Origin of the sequence: Novosphingobium subterraneum, from assembly GCF_000807925.1 — a bacterium.
Taxonomy (GTDB): domain Bacteria; phylum Pseudomonadota; class Alphaproteobacteria; order Sphingomonadales; family Sphingomonadaceae; genus Novosphingobium; species Novosphingobium subterraneum.
Map to the genome: position 1 here is coordinate 166,752 of NZ_JRVC01000004.1, position 16,052 is coordinate 182,803.

Below are 16,052 nucleotides of genomic sequence, written 5' to 3' on the forward strand. Positions count from 1 at the left end.
TCAGCCCTGCAGGAGGGCGCGGGTTGCCGCTTCAACGTCTGGCTGACGCATGAGGCTTTCACCGACGAGGAACGTGCGCGCGCCGCAACCTTCAAGGCGCAATATGTCGGCGTGGGTGTTGATGCCGCTTTCGGCAACCAGCAAGGTGCCTTCAGGGGCCAACGGAGCAAGGCGCTCGGTCGTGCCAAGATCGGTCACGAAGCGCTTCAGGTCGCGGTTGTTGACGCCGATCAGGCGCGACTTCAGGCGGCTCGCGCGCTCCATTTCCTCTTCGTTGTGGACTTCGACCAGCGCATCCATGCCCTGTTCGCGGGCCGCGGCCTCGATCTCGGCCATCTGGCTGTCGGAAAGACAGGCGGCAATGATCAGGATGGCATCGGCCCCGATGGCGCGCGCTTCAAGGCACTGCCAGGGATCGACCATGAAGTCCTTGCGGATCACCGGCAGTGTGCAGGCGGCGCGCGCCGCGACGAGATAGTCTTCATGCCCCTGAAAATATGGCGCGTCGGTCAGCACCGAAAGGCAGGCGGCGCCCCCGGCTTCATAGGCGCGGGCATGGTCTGCAGGGGCGAAATCGGCGCGGATCAGTCCTTTTGAAGGGCTGGCCTTCTTGATCTCGGCGATCAATGCATAGCCGGTCTGCGCGCGGGCACGCAGTGCCGCCTCGAACCCGCGCGGGGCGCTCTGCTGCGCGGCGCGCGCGGCCAGCTCGCCGATGCTGACAGCGGCCTTGCGGGCGGCGACTTCAACGCGCTTGGTGTCGCAGATCTCGGTGAGCTTGTCGGTCATGGCAGGGGCGCCTTAGCGAGGTTGGGAGGCCGGGGGCAAGTGTGTCTTATGATCTGGCATCCTTCGACAAGCTCAGGATGAGCGGGGAAGGAGGAGGCAGGATCATCCACAAAGACCCGCTCATCCTGAGCCTGTCGAAGGATATCGCGCCGCGCGCTACTTCAGCGCCGCAATCCAGCAATTGAGCAGCGCGTTGGCCAGGCCCTTGTCGATCGCTTCGGCGGCCTCTTCAACGCCGCCGTGCCAGTCATGCGCCTCACCCGCAACGATCAGCGCGGCGGCGGCGTTGAACAGCACCGCGTCACGGTACGGACCTACTTCACCTTGCAGCAGGGCGAGCAAGGCTGCAGCGTTGAAAGCAGCATCGCCGCCACGAATGGCGTCGACCGGGGTTTGCGGCAGGCCGACATCTTCCGGGCTGACACGGCGCATAAGCACTTCGTGCCCACGCACTTCGGCCAGTTCATTGCCGCCGGCAAGGCTCAGTTCGTCCAGCCCCTCGTCGCCCGAGATGACCATGCTGTGATCTGTGCCAAGGCGCCGGATTGCTTCGGCATAGATCGGTACATAGGCGGGACGCGCAATGCCGACCAGCTGGCGGCGCACGCCTGCCGGATTGGCCAACGGCCCCATCAGGTTGAAGATCGTGCGGCGGCCCAGTGCCTTGCGGATCGGCATGATGCGGCCCATCGCGGGGTGATGGCGCGCAGCAAAGAGGAAACAGATGCCAAGGTCGGCCAGCGTTTCCTCGGCAGTTTCGGCGGCGCGATCGAGGTTGAGGCCGAGCGCCTCCAGCGTATCGGCGGCGCCTGCTTTCGAACTCGCCGCGCGGTTGCCATGCTTGGCCACCGGTACCCCGCACGCGGCAACAACGAGGCTGACTGCGGTAGAGACGTTGAGCGTGTGATGCCCGTCTCCCCCGGTGCCGCAGACGTCTATGGCGTTGGCGGGTGCGCTGACCGGGATCATCCGCGCCCGCATCGCCCGGGCTGCACCGGCAATCTCGCTCGCCGTCTCGCCCCGGTCGGACATTGCGGCGAGGAACTGCGCAATGGCTTCGTCCGCCACGGTGCCGTCTAGGATTGCTGCGAACGCGGCCTCTGCGTCGGCTTCCTCCAGCGGATGGGTGACGTCAGGCAGGCTCATGCCGGAAGCGGGTTGGTCTTGATGCCGCAGAGCTTCAGGAAATTCGCGACCATCGCATGGCCGTGCTCGGTGGCGATGCTTTCCGGATGGAACTGCACGCCGTGGATCGGCAGCGAGGTGTGGCGAAAGCCCATGACGTGCGTGTCATCCGACCGCGCGTTGACTTCGAGGCAATCGGGAATGTCGGTCACGATCAGCGAGTGATAGCGCGTGGCGATGAACGGCGAGGGCAGACCCTCGAACACGCCGGTGCCATCATGGGTGACCGGCGAGGTCTTCCCGTGCATCAACCCACCGCGCACGACCTTGCCGCCGAAGTACTGCCCGATCGACTGGTGGCCAAGGCACACGCCGAGCAACGGCACTTTCGCATCCGCCGCCGCGCCGACCAGATCAAGGCTCACCCCCGCCTCGTTGGGCGTGCAGGGACCGGGCGAAAGCAGGAACCCCTGCGCCCCGGTCCTGATCGCCTGTTCGGCGGTGAGCGCATCATTGCGCACGACTTCAACCTCCGCGCCCATCTCCATGAGGTAATGGACGAGGTTCCAGGTAAAGCTGTCGTAGTTGTCGATGACGAGGATCATTGGCCAAACTTCGCTTCTGTTGCCACCCGCACAGCCTCACGCGCCGCTGCGAACAATGCGCCCGATTTCAGCTCGCACTCGCGCTGTTCGTATTCGGGGTTGCTGTCGGCCACGATGCCAGCGCCCGCCTGCGCGTGGAGGACGCCGTCCTTTATCACGCCGGTGCGCAGGACGATGCAGCTGTCGATCGAACCGTCAGGCGCGAAGTAGCCGACGCCGCCGGCATAGGCGCCGCGTGTTTCGGGTTCCAACTCGGCGATGATCTCGCATGCGCGGACCTTTGGCGCGCCGCTGACAGTGCCGGCCGGGAAGCCCGCGAACAGGGCGTCGACGCTGTCAGCCCGGTTCGTGTCGAGCTGGCCGACCACGTTCGAGACGATGTGCATGACGTGGCTGTAGCGCTCGACAGTATAGCTTTCAGTGACCTTGACCGTACCTGCCTTGGCCACGCGGCCGACATCGTTGCGGCCGAGGTCGAGCAGCATGAGGTGTTCGGCGCGTTCCTTGGGATCGTCGAGCAGGCTCAACTCGTTGGCGCGGTCTTCCTCTGGCGTCTTCCCGCGCGGGCGGGTGCCGGCAATCGGGCGGATCGTCACTTCGCCATCGCGGATGCGGACCAGAATTTCCGGGCTCGATCCAGTCAGCGCGAAGCCCGGCATGTCGAGGAAATAGAGGAAGGGCGAGGGGTTGATGCGGCGCAGGGCGCGGTAGAGTGCGATCGGCGGCAGGGGGAAGGGCGCGGTGAAGCGCTGGGCCAGTACGACCTGGAAAATGTCGCCTGCCTCGATGTAGTCCTTCGCGGCACTCACCATGCGCGCATAGTTGGCGGCAGGCATGACGGGTTGCGGGGTCACGTCCACCGCCTCGGCCAGACGGGCATCGGCCGGAACAGGCTCCGCCAGCTTGCACAAGGCGTTGTCGATGCGTTCGGCCGCGGCTTCAAGCAGCCGCTCGGGCGCGCCGCCTTCGGCCCAGACCGGGGCTATGGCGAAGAGTTCGTCGGACAGGCGGTCGAACACCAGCACCACGGTGGGGCGGGTGAACAGCATGTCGGGCAGGACAAGGTCGCTCTGCGGAGCACGCGGCAACTTCTCGACAAGGCCGATCGTCTCGTAGCCGAAATAGCCGACAAGACAGGCCAGCGCCGACGGAAGCGCGGCAGGAACATCGATCCGGCAGGCAGCGACAAGGGCCCTCAGCTCTGCAAGTGCGTCGCCGGGAAGCGGCGCGAAGGCGGCCTTGTCGTGCCGCCAGATGCGATTGATCTCGGCGCGTGTGCCGGTGGCGCGGAACACCAGATCCGGGTCGATGCCGAGCAGGCTGTACCGTCCCCGCACTTCGCCGCCTTGCACGGATTCGAGCAGGAAATCGCCCCGCCCGCTCTCCATGAGCTTCAGCGCGGCGCCCACGGGAGTCTCGGTATCGACAATCAGCTTGCGCCAGATCAGCGCAGGCTTTCCGGCAGACAGCTGCGAAAGCGCAGCCTCATGGTTCTCGGGGAGTGCGACGGCAGTTTCGGCGAGGTCGATGGTCATGGGATTTACTGGGCGTTGCTGCCGGTCAGCTGGTCACGGACGGCCTTGATCCCGGCGTCGTTCCGTTCGACTCCAACATCCTTGCGGATCGCCAGGCGGAGCTGCTCGGCATATTCGCCGCCGGCATCCTGTCCGAAGGAGCGGGCAGCCTGCTGGAAGATCTGGTCGCCGCGCTTGACCTGGCCGAGGACGATTTCCTTGAGCGAAACGACGTACCAGCCGCCGTTGTTCGGCCCTTCGAGCCGCTTGTTGCTGCCCTTGGCCATGGCAAACATCAGCGCAAGCGGTGCAGGAACCTGTCCCTGCATTTGGGTAAGCGCCTGACGCGGCAGGTCCACGGGCTGAGGAGCGGGCAGAGCGGCGCCGGCGAGCTTGAGAGCTTCGGCCAGCGGCGTGCCCTTGTTCAATGCTGCCAGGATCTTGTCGCTGGCAGCCTTGGCTTTCGCTGCGCCCTGCTGAACGGCCCAGTCCCGGGCAACGACGCTCTTGATCTGATCCAGCGGGGCGGGCGTGGCGGCGACGAGCTGGCCGACATCGTAAACGGCAAACTTCTCGCCAGGCTTGATCTCTGCCAGCTGGGCTTCGCCTTCGCGCTCCATCGAAAACGCGGCCTGAACCAACGGGGCGATGTCGGCAGACACCTTCTCGTCCTGCTTGCCGAACACGCTGCCATTCGCTGTCAGCGGAGCCGTGGTGGAGACGGTCAGGTTCAGCGTCTTGGCGATATCGGCAAGGCCGGTGCCATTGTCGATTTCCTGCTCGACCTGTGCGGCAAGATCGGACAGCGCTGCGCGGCGCTTTTCTAGGGTCAGGGCCGCGACGATCTCGGGGCGCGCCTGTTCGAGAGTCTTTCCGGCATTGCGCTTGACGGCATCGACCTTGAGTACATGCCAGCCGAGGCCCGACTTCGCAGGTGTTGCCAGCGTGCCCGAAGCCGCGGCGAATGCGGCATCGGATACGGCACGCGACGTCTGGTTGGCGAGGGTATCGCGTGTCTGATCGGCAAGCTTGCTGGCGACCAGGCCCTTGGCACGAGCGGCATTGTCGAGCGAGCCGTTGGCGCCGACTTCTGCGGCAAGCGCCTTGGCAGCGGCCTCGGTAGGGACAATGACCTGCGTTACCGAGCGTTGTTCGGATGCGGAGTAGACTGCGCTGTTGAGCTTGTAGCGCTGGGCCACTTCGGCGTCGCTGGGCGCTGCCACGGTCTTCAGGCTCGCCTCGTCAACGATCGCATAGCGGATCGTGCGGCGTTCGGGCTGCATGTAGCGGCTCTTGTTGGCGTTGTAGAACGCGGCAAGAGTGCTGTCGGCCGGGGGCGACGTCGGCGCAAAGGCGAGCGATGGCACCGAAACGATCGTGCCGACGCGCTTCTCCGTCAGCAGCGCAGCATAGCGCTGGACCGCTTCGTCAGCCATCTGGGCGCCGAATGCAGCTGGCAACAGGATCTGGCGGGCCAGCAGGCCCTGACCGAGATCCTTGCGGACGTCCTTGTCTGTCAGGCCGCGCTGGGCGAGCAGCTGCTCATAGGCCGACTGGCTGAACTTGCCATCAGGACCCTGGAAGGCCGGGATCTTGGTGATTTCGCTGTCGATCAGGCGATCACCTGCCATCAGACCATGCTCGCGGCCCCACTCGGCCATGGCCAGCCTGTCTGTCAGGCCGGTGAGCACGGTGTCCATGCCACCAGCGTCGAGGAATTGCTTCATCGTCAGGCCGGGCTGCTTCTGCCGTTCCTGCTCGAACGCGTTGGTCAGCGCCTTGCCGAGTTCAGCCGTGCCGATGCGATTGGAGCCGACCTTGGCAGCGCGATCGCCACCGGCGATTCCGCCAAAGCCACTGCCGGTGACGTCGGCACTGGCGAATGCCAGCGCGATCAGGCCAAGAAAGATCAGGGCAACGGCAACGCCGATGCGCGACTTGAGGAACGAGCGGAAAAAGCCGAGCATTTGTGTAGTTCGTCTCTCGTCTGGGCACGGCAACGCACCCGAAGGTTCGGTTAGCGGTTGCCTTAGGAGGCAAACGCAATTCTCGCAATGGCTCCATGCCATCGATCGTCGCGCAATAGGTCGCGTGTGGCAGCGGCGCCTGCGGCAACCGGCGCTATGCCCGCTTATGCGATCAGGCGTTTTGCAGAATCAGTCCGGGTTTGATAGCCGCGCCGACGAAGCAGGGCGATCGATGTCCTGCAACCGATTGTATCTGCGAAATTCAGGGGAACGCGCCGATCATGCCGCACCGTCCTTACATTGTAGGCAACTGGAAGATGAACGGGACGCGCGCCATGCTCGCCGAAGCGCGGGCGATTGACCGGGCGGCAGGGCGCTATCCGGACGTTCAGGTTGCCATTGCCCCTCCGTTCACCCTGATTGGCGCTCTTCGCGAGGCGGTGAGCGCAATGGGGGTTGGCGGGCAGGATTGCCATGTCAACGCAAAGGGCGCGCACACCGGCGACGTCTCTGCGCAAATGCTGGTCGATACCGGAGCCGACTTCGTGATCGTCGGGCACAGCGAACGTCGCAAGGACCATGGCGAAGGCGACGACCTGATAAAGGCGAAGGCCGAAGCCGCACTTGCTGCCGGGCTCGGAATCATCGTCTGCGTGGGTGAGACGCTTGAAGAGCGCGATGGCGGAAAGGCCGAAGCGGTCGTTTCCGCTCAGGTCACTGCCTCGATGCCGGACGCCGATGCTGCTGCAGACGCAGTAGCGTCAGGCAAGGTGGCGGTTGCCTATGAGCCGGTCTGGGCGATTGGGACCGGGCGCGTGGCCGAAGTTGCAGACGTTGTCGCCATGCATGCCCAGATTCGCCAGCAACTGCTTGCTCTCTACGGCGAGATCGGTGCGAAGGTGCGCATCCTTTATGGCGGTTCGGTCAACGCCGGAAACGCCAGGGACTTGCTTGCTGCAGAAGGCGTGGGCGGTGCGCTGGTCGGCGGGGCGAGCCTGACGGCTGAAGCTTTCCTGCCGATCGTGGCCGCGGCCGACAACGGAGAGGCTTGAGCGCCGCAACGCGCGGGTTGCGCCGACGGCGCAGCAAGCCTACATGCCGCTCAAGATTCCCGCGCGGTTTCGCGCACGAGGTGTGATTCATGTCGTTGTTCATTTTTCTAACCGTGGTCCAGGCCATTGTCGCAGCGCTGCTGGTGGTCGTGATCCTGATGCAGAAGTCCGAGGGCGGTGGCCTGGGCGTGGGCGGAAGCCCGGCCGGCTTCATGTCGGCTCGCGGTGCGGCTGACTTCATGACGCGGTTGACGACGATTCTCGCCACAGCCTTTGTCGTGCTCAGCATTGCTCTGGCTGCTCTTGCGGTTGGCACGAACTCGAGCCGCGAGATTGATACTTCGCTGGAGCGCACCACGCCCGTGCAGAACGCACCGGCGGCGGATCCCCTGGCTCCGGCGCAGGGCGCGCAGCCTGGCACGGCTCCGGTCCAGTCGGCCCCGGCCAATGATCCGCTGAACGGCGCCGCCGGCCAGTAAACGGAATACCGCAGAGCGGCTCGCCGCCCCGCGACCGGACAGGTCGCGGGTCGGTTATCGTTTTGCTTTCGTCCAAGGCTTGTGGATTGTGGCGAAGATTGCAGCCGCAACCGCTTGCCTAGTTGCAACTTCTGACGCTAAGGCCCGAATCCCATGGCGCGGTACATTTTTATCACCGGCGGCGTGGTTTCCTCGCTCGGCAAGGGACTCATGGCAGCAAGCTTGGCGGCTTTGCTGCAGGCACGCGGTTTTCGCGTGCGCATCCGCAAGTTCGATCCCTATCTGAATGTCGATCCAGGGACGATGAGCCCCTATCAGCACGGCGAAGTCTACGTGACCGACGATGGTGCTGAAACCGATCTCGATCTGGGCCACTACGAACGCTTTACCGGCGTTTCGGCACGCCAGGCAGACAACATTACCTCGGGCCGCATCTACCGCGATATCATCGCGAAGGAGCGCCGTGGCGATTACCTTGGCGCGACGGTGCAGGTGATTCCGCACGTGACCGACGCGATCAAGGATTTTGCGCAGGCCGAAACCGAGGATCTCGATTTCGTGCTGTGCGAGATCGGCGGGACTGTGGGCGACATCGAAGGTCTGCCGTTCATCGAGGCGTTGCGCCAGATGCACAACGAACTCGACCGGAACGAGACCTGCTTCGTGCACGTCACGCTGGTGCCCTACATCGCGGCTGCCGGTGAATTGAAGACCAAGCCGACCCAGCATTCGGTGCGCGAACTCACCGGCCTCGGCATTCAGCCCGACATTCTCCTGTGCCGTTGCGAGAAGCCGTTGCCCGAGGGCGAGCGAGCCAAGATCGCGCAGTTCTGCAATGTGCGGAAGTCTGCGGTCATTCCGGCTCTCGATGCCTCGAGCATCTACGCCGTGCCGCTGCAATACCATGCAGAGGGCCTCGACAGCGAAGTGCTGCGCCATTTCGGCCTGACTGCGCCGGAGCCGGACCTGACGCGCTGGGACGATATCGTCGATCGGCACCAGAACCCCGAGGGCGAAGTGACCATCGGCGTCGTCGGCAAGTATGTCGGCCTGCAGGATGCCTACAAGTCGCTCAACGAAGCTTTGGTCCATGGCGGCATGGCAAACCGCGTAAAGGTGCGGATCAAGTGGCTCGACGCCGAGCTTTTCGAGAAGGACGATGCGGAAATCGCAGCGCATCTCGAACCGATGCACGGCATCCTTGTGCCAGGCGGCTTTGGAGAACGTGGCACCGAGGGCAAGATTGCCTCGGTGCGCTTTGCCCGCGAACGCAAGGTACCGTTCTTCGGCATCTGCCTTGGCATGCAGATGGCCTGCATCGAAGGCGCCCGCAACACCGCCGGCATTCCCGGAGCTTCGTCTACCGAATTCGGCCCCACCGATGAACCGGTGGTCGGCATCATTACCGAATGGATGACTGCCGAGGGTCTCGAGAAGCGGTCGGAAGGCGGTGACCTTGGCGGAACGATGCGGCTGGGCGCCTATGATGCCAAGCTTGCAGGCAACAGCCATGTTGCCAACATCTATGGCGCGACCGAAATCAGCGAGCGCCATCGCCATCGCTACGAAGTGAACATCGCCTACAAGGAGCGGCTCGAGAAGGGCGGTCTGGTGTTCTCGGGCATGTCTCCCGACGGTCTCCTGCCGGAAATCGTCGAGCGTCCGGATCACCCGTGGTTCATCGGCGTGCAGTTCCATCCGGAGCTCAAGAGCCGTCCCTTCGAACCCCATCCGCTTTTTGCAGGGTTCATTGCCGCGGCCGTCAAGCAGGCGCGTCTGGTTTAAAAGCTCTTAAGGGACTGGTCATGGCGAGGTTTCCCTGATTATCTGCGCTGCAGCAATCTGGGGGACCTCGACATGGATGCGGCCAAGCTGGCTGAAGCGCTGACGGCACAAAGTCTTTTCGCGGACTGCGAACCGGCCGAGCTGTCCGATATCATCGCGCGTGGCCAGGTCCGCCAGTTCAAGCCAGGGCAGGAGTTGATGGCGCAAGGTGAAGAGGGCAAGACTCTCTTCATCATTCTCAAGGGGCTCGCGCGGGTCAGCATGCTGGCGGCAAACGGGCGCGAGATCATCCTCGACTATGCCGAGCCCGGCCATGTCCTGGGCGAGATCGCCTTTCTCGATGGCGGGGATCGCACCGCCACGGTCGAAGCCATCGAGCCGATCGAGGCGCTGATCCTTACCCGCGGGGCCTTTGGCGATATCATCGACAAGCACAAGGGGCTGGCCCTGCGCCTGCTCAAGGCGATGGCGCGCCGGTTGCGGCAGAACAACGCCGTGATCGAGGCCGACCGGGCCTACACATCCGGGCCAAGGCTGGCGCGTTTCCTGTTGCGCCTGATGATGGGGGACACGTCTGACACCGGCAATCAGCTCAAGATTGCGCTGAGCCAGGGCGAACTCGGAAACTTTGCCGGCATGTCGCGCGAACAGATCAATCGCCAGCTTTCCGCCTGGGTCGACAATGGCATCATTGCCCTGAAAGGCGGGCGCGTGACCATTCTTGATCGCGAGGCGCTGATAGACGTGGCCGAAGCCTGGTGATTCAGAAAGAGCGGACCGTACCGGCCCGCTCTTCCCTGTTTTTCCTGTGAGAGATCAAGCGGCGGCGGTATTGTCGCCTTCGATCACCTTGAGCTGGTTCTGCGCGCCGATCAGCACCTTCTTGGGCTTCATCGCCTCGGGCACTTCGCGCACGAGATCGATGGTCAGCAGGCCGTCGGCAAGGTCTGCGGCTTCAACGCGGACGAAATCGGCGAGTTCGAAGCGACGCTCGAAACCGCGGTTTGCGATGCCGACATGCAGGAATTCGCGGTCCTGCGGTTCGGGGCGCTGGCCCTTTACCACGAGCAGGTTCTGCTGGGCGGTGATGTCGATGTCCTCGGCCTTGAATCCGGCGACCGCCAGCGTGATGCGGTAGGCATCTTCGCCGCTACGCTCGATATTGAAGGGCGGATAATTGTCACCGGCATTGGCGCGGGCCTGGCGTTCAAGCAGGTCGAACAGGCGGTCGAAGCCCACGGTGGTGCGGCGATAGGGGGTAAAGTCAAAACGGTTCATGGCAATATCCTCTGATAGAGCAATCTGCACTTGCCTTTGCGAACCCGGAACCCGGCGCCCGCATCGGCGGTTTTACGAACGTATTCGTGATCAGGCCCGGCTTGCGGCGCATGACACGAAAACCCATGTGTGTTAGCGAAAACCGCATTTCAAGACCCAGATAGAGGTACCGATGTCCGATACGCCCAAGGTCGAAGTCTATACGAAGTGGGGTTGCCCCTACTGCGCGCGTGCCAAGCAGTTGCTGGACAGCAAGGGCGTGTCCTACGAAGAATTCGATGTGACGATGGGCGGACCCAAGAAGGCGGAAATGCTGGAACGCGCTCCCGGCCATACCACCGTCCCGTCGATCTTCATCGATGGCATTCATGTTGGCGGATCCGATGATCTTGCCGCGCTCAATGCGCAGGGCAAGCTGGACATGATGCTCGGAAAGTGACGGATCCCTTAAAGGTTGCGCTGTTCCAGATGACCAGCGGGATCGATCCGCTGGCCAATGCAGATGCGATCGTCGGCGCAGCGCGGAAGGCGGCGGACGAGGGGGCGGCGATGCTCTTCACCCCCGAAATGTGCGGGCTTCTCGATCGCGACCGGGCAAGGGCAACCCCGCATATCGTGACCGAAGCTGACAATCCGGTACTTGCCGCCGCGCGATCGGCGGCACGGGATCTGGGGCTGTGGATCGATCTTGGTTCGCTGGCCGTGCTTCGCGATGACGGCAAGTGGGCCAATCGCGGCTTCATCATCGATTCCGACGGGGAAATCGCCGCGCGCTACGACAAGATCCACATGTTCGATGTCGATCTGGCAACGGGCGAGACCTGGCGCGAATCCGCAGCCTACACGCCCGGCGATGCAGTGGTGACTGTCGAGACGCCGCTGGGCCGCTTCGGCATGGCCATCTGCTACGACATCCGCTTCCCGGCCCTGTTCGAGGAACTGGGCCGTCGCCGCTGCGACGCGATCCGCATCCCGGCGGCATTCACCGTGCCGACCGGCAAGGCGCACTGGCACCTGATGCAGCGCGCTCGCGCCGTGGAAGCCAGCGCCTGGGTCATTTCCGCTGCACAGGGCGGCGTTCACGAAGACGGGCGCGAGACCTTCGGGCATTCGCTCGTGGTCGATCCCTGGGGCGAGGTTGTATACGATGGCGGTGAAGGCAGCTCGCTTGGCTTTGCATATGTCGACCCTGCCCGAACGGGCGAGGTTCGCGCACAGCTTCCCAGTCTTGCCAACAAGCGCGAAATCCCTAGATCGGCGGCATGATTGTCTTTGATCTGCAATGCGGGCCGAACGGGCATCGCTTCGAGGGCTGGTTCGGCTCCTCGCAGGACTATGAAAGTCAACTCGCTCGGGGGCTGGTGTCCTGTCCCTCGTGTGGATCGCCCGATGTCGCCAAGGCGGTCATGGCGCCCAATGTTGGCCGCAAGGGCAACCAGCTTGCGGCACCGGTGCCGGCAAAGCCTGTGGAATCCGCGCCCGTCGCCAATGTGCCGCTGCCGCCCGAGGCCGTGGCCATGCTGCAGGCCGTCGCGGCTATGCAGGCCGAGGCGATCAAGTCCTCGACCTGGGTAGGGGACAAATTCGCCGACGATGCCCGCGCAATGCACTACGGCGAGAAGGACCCCGGCGCCATCCACGGCCGTGCGACGCCCGATGAGGCGCGCGAATTGCTTGAGGAGGGCATTGCGGTTGCTCCCTTGCTTATTCCCGTCGTTCCGCCGGAAGAAGCCAACTGAAAGAGCGTTGCCAGCGCCCGCGCCCCTGCCTAAAGGAGTGCGCGGGCGCCCGTAGCTCAGCAGGATAGAGCACCAGATTCCTAATCTGGGGGCCATGGGTTCGAATCCCGTCGGGCGCACCATTTTCCTAGAGCGTTGATGTCATTGCCGTGGTCGGGGACGCTGAGGTCCCCGCCTGCGCGGGGACGCCGTGAGGTGGTGCGAGGGATCATCCGCTGGCGAGTGCGGACCGGTGCGCCGGTGGGAAGCTTGCAGATCGCGCGACCGGTGCGGTGCCGTTTGGCACGCAAGGGATGGGGCGCGGGACCGGGTGCGAGTCGCCGGGGGGCGGTTCCGAACCCCTTGTCGGCTCAGCCTGAGGGCGGACACATGTGAAAGGACGAAGCTGTGGCAGCGGCTCGCGTACTGCCTTGGCTTCTGGCAAGCGGCTGCGTGAAAAGAACCTGTCGTTTGTGCTGACACAGTCGCACAATCATGGCGGGTTCCGCATCCGCAGCGTCGCTCAGGGTTCGGCGCCGTGCTATCAGCCCTGGGTTGTCCTGTCTGTCCTTGGGTAACGGCAGGGATTGCCCGGTGGGTCTTGGGGCTCGCCCCGCATTGAACCCGCTGCGCACCTGCCGCACCGATCGCGCCGGAAGCATCGGCCACAGCGTCAGCTTCCGAAGGGAGAGGAGCGGGTTGGCCTTGTGCCCTCTCCTGACCTGTGGGCGGAGTGTATAACCTATATGGTTCTTTTTGTCAAGCTTGTCCGTACTGACCCAAACCGTCATCCCGGGCTTGACCCGGGATCCCGCTTCCTTGTTGCGAGACCGTGCAGGAAAAACGCGGGGCCCCGGGTCAAGCCCGGGGCGACGGTGGGTTTGTAGTGGGGTGGTGGTGGGCAGATGACATTTTTGTCTTTGCCGTTTTACCTATTGTGATGCGGGTGGAGGTGAAGGTCCTTGAAACGGCGCAGGATTTGTGATTCAGTCGTGACATGAAAACCCGTCGCCCACTTCTCCCGAAAGACAGCCTTGCGCAGTCGATGGCGCTTGTCGTCCTGCTTGTGCTTGCGGCGGTCGGCGTTGCCGGGCCAAGCGGTCTGCTGGCCTGGGGCGAGAACGCGCGGGTGCTCGAACAGCGGCAGAAGGAAATCGCGTCGCTGACGGCCGAACGGGACCGGATAAAGAACCGTGTCGATCTGCTCGATCCTCGCCATGCGGACCCCGATCTTGTCGGCGAATTGCTGCATAGCAATCTCAACGTGACGCATCCTGACGACGTAGTGATGCAGCTCAAGGATTGAGCGGGTCTCCGCCAATGCAGCGGAGGCTTACCGCCGCTTCTGGAACATGGCGTCACTGTAACTCCCGTCCATGCGCGCATCGTCGGGTCCGTAGAGCAGAGTCATCGGATCGGCGCGCGTGAAGCGAAGGGAGCGCGCATGATAGCGCGCAGCGACGGGAGTATCGCTGAAGCGGAAGTGCGCATTCCAGATCGTGAGCCAACCGCCCGGGGCAAGATGGCGATCCAGCGCGGCAACCGTCTGCGCAAAGCGGGAGAAGGGCAGCCAGGCCGAACAGGACTGCGGCGCCTGGCTTTCCAGGGCGCCGTGTCGAAACACTGCCATGGCCAGAATGGCATCGAACGTCTGGCCTTCAAGCACCCCGACGTCGGCGGCCTCGATGTAGGAAATATCGGGGTCAGGGTGCAGCGCGAGGTGCGCCCGCGCGGTCCGGATCATCGCCGGGTTGGGGTCCAGACCGACAATGCGGGCGTTTGGGAACCACCGCCGCAGGCTGCGGACTTCGCTGCCATCACTGCACCCGAAGGAGAGGATGCGCGGGTTGGCGAGGGTCCACAGATGCGCGTCGAGCGCCGTGAAGATCTCGGGGTAGCGATCCTCGCAGGTCGTCGGCCAAGGTTGCAGGATGGCGCTGGAATGGGTGCGCTTCATGCGCGCGATGGCGCGGCGATCGGGGTCTGCCAGGTCCCTGATCCGATCGATCGTCGAACGCACTTGTGGAACTGCAAGCAGCCCGGTGCGTAGGGACGATATCAGGGTTGAGCCGCTTGCCATGGCTTCTGGATTGCGGTTGAGTCCGCTGCGGTAAAGCTGAAACGGACTTTTCCTTACTAGTGACAAAAAGATAGCAATCTATCGGTATGCAGGGGAATGTCGGTGGTGTGTGCTGGTAACATAATCGAAGTAAGTTTTTGTGGCTGAACACGAAGGCGTGACCGAGCAACAGGCCGGCGGCCTTGCCCGGATGCAGTCGGAATCCGAATCAGTCTGGCGCTATGCGATGGCCGACAGGGCGCATGCGGTGATCGATGCTGCAGATTACTTCGCGCTCATGCGCGAGGCGATGATGCGCGCGCAGCAACGGATTTTCCTGATTGGATGGGATTTCGATACGCGGATCATCATCGGCGGCGGCCGGCGATGGTGGAACCTGCCGCGAAGGCGCGTTTCGCCGGCGCGGCTTGGCCCCTTTGTCGTCTGGCTGGCCAACCGTCGCAAGCAACTCGATGTCAGGGTTCTCAAGTGGAACTTCGGCGCCTTGAAGGCCGTCTTTCGTGGCTCGATGATGCTTGATCTGTTGCGCTGGTGGAGGCACCCGCGCATCGTGTTCAAGCTCGACAGCGCGCATCCCCTGGGGTGCAGCCACCATCAGAAGATTGCGGTGATCGACGATCGCTTTGCCGTGTGCGGCGGGATCGACATGGCGGGCGATCGCTGGGACACGCGACAGCACATCGACGACGACAAGCGGCGCAGACGGCCCGGAGGCAAGCTCTATGGCCCATGGCACGACTGCACCATGCTGATGGAAGGCGAGGCTGCCGCTGTCCTGGGAGCCTTCGGCAGAAAGCGGTGGGAACAGGCCGGGGGTAAGCCGTTCGAGCCTTGCGAGCCGCAACGGGCCTCCCCCTGGCCAACCACGGTGGAGGCTGAATTCCGCAATGTCGAGATCGGCATCGCGCGGACGCGATCACACTTTGCCGAAGCACGCGAGGTGCGCGAGGTGGAAGCGCTGTTTCTCGAGCATATCGCGCGGGCGAAGAAGTTCATCTACTTCGAGAACCAGTATTTTGCATCGCGCAAGATTGCAGAAGCCATCGTCAGGCGGATGGAGGAGCCGGATCCCCCCGAGATCGTGCTCATCAACCCGCAGAGTTCGGATGGCTGGCTGGAGCAGACGGCGATGGATGGGGCACGCATCCGGCTGGTGCGGGCGATCGAGCAGGTCGATCACGCAGGTCGCTTCTCGGTCTGGCATCCCTTCACCGCGAAGGGCACGCCGATCTACGTGCATTCCAAGCTGACAATCGTCGATGACGAGATCCTGAGGATCGGATCGGCAAACCTGAACAACCGGTCGATGGGTCTTGATAGCGAGTGCGATGTGTTCATCGACTGTGCAAGGCCTGCCAATGGTCATTGTGGCGAGGCAATCCGCCGGTTGCGCGTTTCCCTTCTGGCCGAGCATTGCGGTATCGGGCCAGAGCGGGTAGCGGAACTTCTGGACCAGCACGGTTCGATGGCTGCGGCCATCGCTGCTGCTCCGCAGGAGGGCAAGAGACTGGGGCGGTTCGTGCCGCACGACCTTACCGATGCGGAGAAGGCGCTGGCCGACAACGAGGTACTCGACCCAGAGCGTCCGGAGGAAATGCTGTCCTTCTACCGCCGGGGTCTGTTCAGGAGTCGCTTCCTGCGACGGCCTGCAAGGTAGCGG

General features: G+C 63.7%; 16 protein-coding genes and 1 tRNA gene. 10 read left to right on the forward strand and 7 right to left on the reverse strand.

Translation table 11 applies throughout. The features are described from left to right. The 5 genes from trpC to NJ75_RS05510 all read right to left on the reverse strand — a co-directional run bounded on the left by trpC (position 1) and on the right by NJ75_RS05510 (position 6,000). Positions 1 to 789, reverse strand: coding sequence for an indole-3-glycerol phosphate synthase TrpC (trpC, locus tag NJ75_RS05490; protein WP_039332204.1), 789 nt, complete (start codon positions 787 to 789; stop codon positions 1 to 3). A gap of 156 nt (positions 790 to 945) precedes the next feature. Then, on the reverse strand, positions 946 to 1,935 hold the full coding sequence (trpD, locus tag NJ75_RS05495) for an anthranilate phosphoribosyltransferase (protein WP_039332205.1): 990 nt from the start codon (positions 1,933 to 1,935) through the stop codon (positions 946 to 948). Beyond that, on the reverse strand, positions 1,932 to 2,519 hold the full coding sequence (locus NJ75_RS05500) for an anthranilate synthase component II (protein WP_039332206.1): 588 nt from the start codon (positions 2,517 to 2,519) through the stop codon (positions 1,932 to 1,934). The genes trpD and NJ75_RS05500 overlap by 4 nt, the downstream gene beginning before the upstream one ends. Further along, positions 2,516 to 4,054, reverse strand: coding sequence for an anthranilate synthase component I family protein (locus NJ75_RS05505; RefSeq protein ID WP_052242058.1), 1,539 nt, complete (start codon positions 4,052 to 4,054; stop codon positions 2,516 to 2,518). The genes NJ75_RS05500 and NJ75_RS05505 overlap by 4 nt, the downstream gene beginning before the upstream one ends. Positions 4,055 to 4,059: 5 nt before the next feature. Next, entirely contained in the window at positions 4,060 to 6,000 is a 1,941-nt protein-coding gene (locus tag NJ75_RS05510) for a peptidylprolyl isomerase (RefSeq protein WP_039332208.1), read from the reverse strand. Positions 6,001 to 6,281: 281 nt separating this feature from the next. Between NJ75_RS05510 and tpiA the strand changes: the two genes are divergently transcribed. The 4 genes from tpiA to NJ75_RS05530 all read left to right on the forward strand — a co-directional run bounded on the left by tpiA (position 6,282) and on the right by NJ75_RS05530 (position 10,078). Further along, on the forward strand, positions 6,282 to 7,052 hold the full coding sequence (gene tpiA / locus NJ75_RS05515; protein WP_039332210.1) for a triose-phosphate isomerase: 771 nt from the start codon (positions 6,282 to 6,284) through the stop codon (positions 7,050 to 7,052). Between the two features lie 89 nt (positions 7,053 to 7,141). Then, positions 7,142 to 7,531 (forward strand): preprotein translocase subunit SecG, encoded by a 390-nt coding sequence (gene secG / locus NJ75_RS05520; RefSeq protein ID WP_456152435.1) that lies wholly within the window; start codon positions 7,142 to 7,144, stop codon positions 7,529 to 7,531. A gap of 153 nt (positions 7,532 to 7,684) precedes the next feature. Further along, a complete protein-coding gene (locus tag NJ75_RS05525; RefSeq protein WP_039332212.1) occupies positions 7,685 to 9,316 on the forward strand; it encodes a CTP synthase in 1,632 nt (543 codons plus the stop codon). 72 nt (positions 9,317 to 9,388) lie between these two features. Further along, entirely contained in the window at positions 9,389 to 10,078 is a 690-nt protein-coding gene (locus NJ75_RS05530; RefSeq protein WP_039332214.1) for a Crp/Fnr family transcriptional regulator, read from the forward strand. A 54-nt stretch (positions 10,079 to 10,132) separates the two neighbouring features. Here the strand turns inward: NJ75_RS05530 and NJ75_RS05535 are convergent, their stop codons facing one another. Continuing rightward, complete coding sequence (locus NJ75_RS05535) at positions 10,133 to 10,594, reverse strand: Hsp20 family protein (protein ID WP_039332216.1); 462 nt, start codon at positions 10,592 to 10,594, stop codon at positions 10,133 to 10,135. Positions 10,595 to 10,766: 172 nt separating this feature from the next. Here NJ75_RS05535 and grxC point away from each other — a divergent pair, with 172 nt between their 5' ends. The 5 genes from grxC to NJ75_RS05560 all read left to right on the forward strand — a co-directional run bounded on the left by grxC (position 10,767) and on the right by NJ75_RS05560 (position 13,618). After that, complete coding sequence (gene grxC, locus NJ75_RS05540; protein WP_039332218.1) at positions 10,767 to 11,033, forward strand: glutaredoxin 3; 267 nt, start codon at positions 10,767 to 10,769, stop codon at positions 11,031 to 11,033. Next, complete coding sequence (locus NJ75_RS05545; RefSeq protein WP_269078571.1) at positions 11,030 to 11,860, forward strand: carbon-nitrogen hydrolase family protein; 831 nt, start codon at positions 11,030 to 11,032, stop codon at positions 11,858 to 11,860. Before grxC ends, NJ75_RS05545 begins: the two co-directional genes overlap by 4 nt. Continuing rightward, the gene (locus tag NJ75_RS05550) at positions 11,857 to 12,333 is read left to right on the forward strand and encodes a DUF1178 family protein (RefSeq protein WP_039332220.1); all 477 of its coding nucleotides are present in this window, start codon (positions 11,857 to 11,859) and stop codon (positions 12,331 to 12,333) included. The genes NJ75_RS05545 and NJ75_RS05550 overlap by 4 nt, the downstream gene beginning before the upstream one ends. 45 nt (positions 12,334 to 12,378) lie before the next feature. Further along, a tRNA-Arg gene (locus NJ75_RS05555) sits at positions 12,379 to 12,455 on the forward strand. 854 nt (positions 12,456 to 13,309) lie between these two features. Further along, positions 13,310 to 13,618: an FtsB family cell division protein gene (locus tag NJ75_RS05560; RefSeq protein ID WP_039332222.1), complete on the forward strand. Its 309-nt coding sequence runs from the start codon at positions 13,310 to 13,312 to the stop codon at positions 13,616 to 13,618. Between the two features lie 27 nt (positions 13,619 to 13,645). On the opposite strand, the gene NJ75_RS05565 is transcribed toward NJ75_RS05560, so the two are convergent. Then, entirely contained in the window at positions 13,646 to 14,392 is a 747-nt protein-coding gene (locus NJ75_RS05565; protein WP_062780395.1) for a class I SAM-dependent methyltransferase, read from the reverse strand. 139 nt (positions 14,393 to 14,531) lie between these two features. On the opposite strand from NJ75_RS05565, the gene NJ75_RS05570 reads away from it, so the two are divergent. Further along, positions 14,532 to 16,049, forward strand: a complete 1,518-nt coding sequence (locus tag NJ75_RS05570; RefSeq protein ID WP_230487615.1) for a phospholipase D-like domain-containing protein — start codon at positions 14,532 to 14,534, stop codon at positions 16,047 to 16,049. Positions 16,050 to 16,052 lie beyond the last annotated feature (3 nt).